We start from the raw sequence: 5,658 nt of genomic DNA, 5'->3' as shown, positions 1-5,658 counted from the left end.
GCATGTCTCGACGATGCTATTGATTTTGAAATCACAGGAACAAGTGCAGGATTAGATTATGTATGGGAATATAATGACGGAAGAGGAACTTGGTCGAATGCAGATGGAGTAGCAGGTATGTCAAATGTAGCTACAACTAATGGATCAAAACTACATATTAACAATGTAACATCGCCAATGAATAGTTGGACTTTCCGATGCATTGTAAAAGATGGTTCAAGTGCAGATAATATTTCAAATGAAGTAAAAGTTGAGGTTTATGAACCAATTGTATTTACAGATATTGATAATCAATCTTTGTGTTTCGATGAGAGCAAGCAAATTACATTGGATGTAACAGCAGGAACAACGCCTTTCACTTACTCGTGGACAAAAGATGCTATAGAAGTTTCCACAACAACAATTGTAAATATAGGAACCGGCGATAACGGAAACTACGAAGTAACCGTTAGTAATGGAGTTTGTCCTGACGTAAGAGATGATTTTACAGTTGTTCACCGTTCTGAATTAAGCTTGAATGCATGGGCAAATAGTAGTGAAATGTGCACAGGTAGTTTACAGACCTTATCCGTAATTATAGATAATATTGATCCGGCACTTTCTCCTGTATACAAATGGTTTAAAGATGGTGCAGAAATTCCGGGAGCTACCAATGCAGATTACTCTTTTACGCCTATAGATAAGAGTGAATCCGGACAATATAAAGCAGAAGTGTTTGACGGCTGTACAACAAAATCTGTTTCAGGTTATGTGAATATTTATAATCCAGTAGTTACCTCTAATGTATGGGTGAACCCAGATGCTATTTGTATTGGTAGTGAATTAAATCTTGAAGTAGAACATACAGGTGACGCAAAATCTTACACATGGACACATAATGGCAACCCAATTACAGCAACTACCAACTATTTGGTGGCTTCAGTAACCGATGCTGATAAAGGAACTTATGAATGTGTAATTGAAGATTATTGTGGAAACACATTTACTTACACAAGTAATATTACCATTATAGATGCGCCTTCAATTGATGGAGATGGCATTGAAAAACTAATATCAGTTTGTGAAGGTGATCCTTTGGTATTAGGCACGATAAGTGTAACAGGATCTTACGATGATATAAAATGGACATTAAATGATGGTTCAACAAATTCTGTAGCTGGAGTTCAATTGAATTTAGGAGATGCAACAACAGCAATGGAAGGAAATTACAAAGTTGAAGTTTCAAATAAATGTGGGACTGATGTTTCAGTAGGAACACAGCTTGTTAATCCAAAACCAACATTAGATCCAATCGCATCCCAGGTAGTTTGTGAAAATGAAGATGTTGTATTTAGAGCCAAAGCTACAGGACGAGATTTAAATTATGAGTGGAAAATTGACGGAATCACTCAGCCTTCCTCTATTGCTACATTATTAATTAGTGGAGCAGAAGTACTGCCAGAAGATGCATTTACACCCAAAGTATATACAGTAGAATGCATTGTTACCGATGATAATGGTTGTGGAGGAACTTTGTCAGAAACAACTCAGTTAAGCGTGAATCCTTCAACAATAATTTTGACTACATTAAAGAACGTAGTTCGATTTGTTGGGCAAGATTACACGATGACAGTTGATGCTACAGGTCATAACCTTAGTTATACATGGACTCATGTAAAAGATGGTGTAACCACTACCTTATCCGAAAAAACAAATTCACTAAAACTAACAAATATTCAGTTTTCCGACGAAGGTTATTACACTTGCGAAATTGAAGGTACCTGTGCAACCCGATTGGCAACAGGAAAGTTAACCGTTAAGGAACCGGTTGTTATTACAGATGGCTTGGTAAGCTTGGAAGAAAAATGTGTTGGTGAGGCATTAAGTTTAAGTATAGATGCTACCGGTCAAATATTATCGGTAAAATGGTTCAAGGATGGATTAGAAATTCCTGGAGAAACTAAACTGACTTTTTATATTTCTGAACTTAAAGCGACAGATGCCGGAGTTTATACATGTAAGATTGAAGGAGAGGGAACTCCTGTGGATGGTATTGTTGAGAAAACAACCGTTCGTGTTTATGAGAATACAACACTTTTGGCAGCTCTTGGTACTAAGACCATTTGTGAAGGTGATGAACTGGAATGGATTCCCAATGTAAAAGGAGCAGCTAATATTAAGTACAAATGGTTCTTTGGAGGAGTTGAGGTTTCAGATGAAAAAATTCTGAACTACAATCCAACACAATTAGTACATGAAGGAAATTACGAAGTACAAGTAACAGGTTTATGTGGTAATGTTACAACAACAGGCAGCCTGGAGGTAACAGAATTGCCGGTAATTATTTCAGTTAGCGATAATGTAGAAACATGTGAAAACACATCATTGGTAGAATTTAGTGTAGGAGCTACCGGTGAAGAGCTGAAATATCAGTGGAGAAAAGATGGCGTTGATATGCCGGGGAAAACTACACCTGTTTTGAGTTTAACATCAATTCAGCTTGCTGATGAAGCCAATTATACTTGTAAAGTTTATAATTCATGTTCAGCATCCATTAGCGATGAAATGACACTTAAGGTAATTCCTCAATTGAGAATTTTATCTGAAATGGCAGATATTGAAGTTTGTTCAGGAGAAGAAGTAAGGCTAACAACAGATGTAGAAGGTAATGATGTAACTTACCAATGGAAATTGGATGGAGTTGATTTAACGGGAGAAAATACGCCGGTATTGAATTTGGGAAAAACAAGTCCGGATGATAGTGGCTATTATACTTGTATCCTTTCAGATAGATGTACAGAAAAAAGGTCAACAAAACCGACAGAATTAACTGTTCATGAATTGCCAAACTCGAGAATTTTAGGTAGAATGGTACTTTGTGCTAAGGAAGATCGTGTTACCTATACAACCGATGCAATGCCTGAAATTGAGTATGGTTGGGGCGTAGAAGGTGGTTTGTTTGCCGGACCAGATACAGGTTTACGTACCCGTATTACCTGGGGTGAACTGGAGAACGGAGAACTTTCTATCATGATTACCGATGTTGCTACAGGCTGTGAGTCGAAAGTAGATTCATTGGTGAAACTAAATGCTCTGCCAGATGTGAACTTGGCTCTATTTGAATCAAAAGGAGTATGTAACGAAAGCTTTACTCTATCAGGAGGATATCCTGAAGGAGGTATTTATTGGGTGGATGACATATCTGAAGAGGTATTCGATCCGTCAGAAAAAGGAGCAGGAACCTACAATATTCATTACTCTTATACCGATGAAAATGGCTGTTCAAATGTTACATCAAAAACAACTTTACAGGTAGATCCATTGCCAAGGGTAAATATTACAGATGATACTACCATTGGTAGCTGTAAGCCTTTTAAATTGAGAGCAGAGACAGATGAAAGCAATATTCAATGGGCACCAGCAGCAGATTTGGATGATGCAAATTCGATGAATCCAACCTTTACTCCTGGTAAATCACAAGTATTGGTTGCTACGGTCATGGATGAACACGGTTGTACAAATATGGACTTGGTTGAGCTTACAGTAGCTCCACTGCCAATTGTAACTACCATTTCTGATACTACAGTTGGTCAGTGTAACCAATTGCAATTGCTAACCGATATTGTAGGTGATGCAGGTGAAATTACCTGGACAAATCCGGATCATTTGGATGATCCTAATACAAGAAGTCCGAGGATTGTAAATGCTCCTGAAGGAACGTACACTTACAAGATTAGTGTGACCGACCTTTATGGCTGTGATGCAGAGGGAGAAGTACTTGTAAATATGGTAGCTGACCCTGAATTGGAAGAAGATAAGTTTGCTTGTGAGGGCGAAAAATTCGAAGTGAATATCTCAGGAATGGAAAATCCTGTTTGGGAAGATGGTTATACTGATATTGATAGAACAATTGACCAGCCAGGTAAATATCTGTTAACAGTAGCGAACAAATATGGTTGTGGCGATGAACAAAATTTTGTAATAAATCCAACACCAAAACCAGAATTGCTGAATAATTTAATTTATAGCGGCCCAAGAGAAATCGAACTTGTTAAAGACAGACCAGTAACAATTTTTGAAGGACAAACCATTACGTTAGCTCCAAATCTTCCATTGGAATATTCTCCTTACTACTTTGAGTGGGACGATGGCAAGGAAGGCAGTATTCTTCAACGATACGAAGTGTCTGAAACGGGTAAATATAAACTGACTGTAAGAGATAACTTAGGTTGTATTGCCAAGGATTCTGTGAATGTAGAGGTGAAACCGGTAGGTATAGAATCACCTAATGCATTTACTCCAAACTCCAGTAATGATAACGACAAATTTTATTTGAAAGATATCAATTACGATATTGAGCAATTTGAAATGTATGTATACAACCGCTGGGGAGAATTGCTGTATAAGACAGACGAAGTAGGTCGCAACGGAGGTTGGGATGGCAAATACAAAGGCAAACTTTGTCCGGCAGGAGCATATGTTTGGATGGTGTTTATTAATGGTGAACTTACCAATAAGGGAACCTTCATGTTGATCAGATAATTTAGAAAAGGTTTTATTTTATCAATAAAATAAATTTATTTTACAAGTGATTTCGGACTTATACACAAATGTCCGAATCACTTTTATAACTGGAATAACTCTGTGGAGTTATAAATTGAGAATAGATGAAGAAAGCTCTGATTGTTTTTTGCTTATTATTTGTAGTATCATTGGTGCAAAGCTTTGCTCAGGATATCCGATTTTCTCAGTTTTACGCAAATAAACTATACCTGAATCCAGCTTTGGCAGGATCTGCAAATAATTCAAATGTTAGCTTAAACTATCGTAATCAATGGCCAAATTTAGACCTTCCTTACGTTACTTATAGTGTAGCATTCGATAACTTCTATGAGACCTTAAATGGAGGAATAGGTGTTATGGTTATTCAGGATGACCAGGGAGATGGAGCATTAAAAACAACCACCTTTGCCGGGATGTACTCATTTTATTTGAGAATAACCGATGATTTAGTGATTCGTCCGGCTATTCAGGCAGCTTTTATGCAAAAAAAGGTAGATTGGCAGAACCTTGTATTTCCAGATCAGGTTTCTCCTATTTATGGGAATATATTTCCACACAATCCTTCAGGCGATCCTGTAAACAGGCGAAAAGATGGATGGGATTTCTCATTGGGTTCGATAGCATACTATGGAGATTTTTATTTCGGTATTGCAGCTCATCATTTGGCTAAGCCGGATTTAAGTTTTGATGATGAACAGGAAGACAAATTGCAAACCAAATATACAGTTCACGCAGGTGCCGAATTTGTTTTGGGAGGAAGAAGCAGGCGATATGCCGATAATTGGATTCTGGCCCCTGCATTGCTTTATCAGCAACAAGGAGATTTTTCTCAGATGAACTATGGATTATATGCAAGCAAGAGTTCTGTGGTATTCGGATTGTGGTTTAACCAAAATTTTGAGCCAAATTACGACTCTTTTATTGCCATGGCCGGATTCGTTACCGAACGCTTTAAAGTTGCTTACAGTTACGATTACGCCATCTCTAAGCTAATTCATACAAATACTGGAGCACACGAAATATCGTTCTCTTTTCCCCTTGCCACTACCAAGAAAAGAAGAAAAAGAATTAAAGCAGTTCGATCACCAGTATTTTAATAAAATATTGCATGAAAAA

2 protein-coding genes are annotated in these 5,658 nt (G+C 37.5%); both read left to right on the top strand.

Translation table 11 applies throughout. The features are described 5' to 3' along the window. Window positions 1-4,521: gliding motility-associated C-terminal domain-containing protein (locus tag NQ163_RS20305; RefSeq protein ID WP_268192147.1), on the top strand; the 4,521-nt coding region annotated here is incomplete at its 5' end. A 125-nt stretch (window positions 4,522-4,646) separates the two neighbouring features. Then, on the top strand, window positions 4,647-5,639 hold the full coding sequence (locus tag NQ163_RS20300; RefSeq protein ID WP_268192146.1) for a PorP/SprF family type IX secretion system membrane protein: 993 nt from the start codon (window positions 4,647-4,649) through the stop codon (window positions 5,637-5,639). Window positions 5,640-5,658: the final 19 nt, after the last annotated feature.

The sequence above is a fragment of the Marinifilum sp. D737 genome, from assembly GCF_026672275.1.
In the GTDB taxonomy this organism is placed as follows: Bacteria; Bacteroidota; Bacteroidia; order Bacteroidales; family Marinifilaceae; genus Marinifilum.
This window is presented reverse-complemented; position numbering and strand designations above follow the sequence as displayed.

What these genes read in the sequence shown, in the direction of transcription:
- NQ163_RS20300 (WP_268192146.1), top strand. Translation starts at nt 4,647, where the DNA reads ATGAAGAAAGCTCTGATTGTTTTTTGCTTATTATTTGTAGTATCATTG.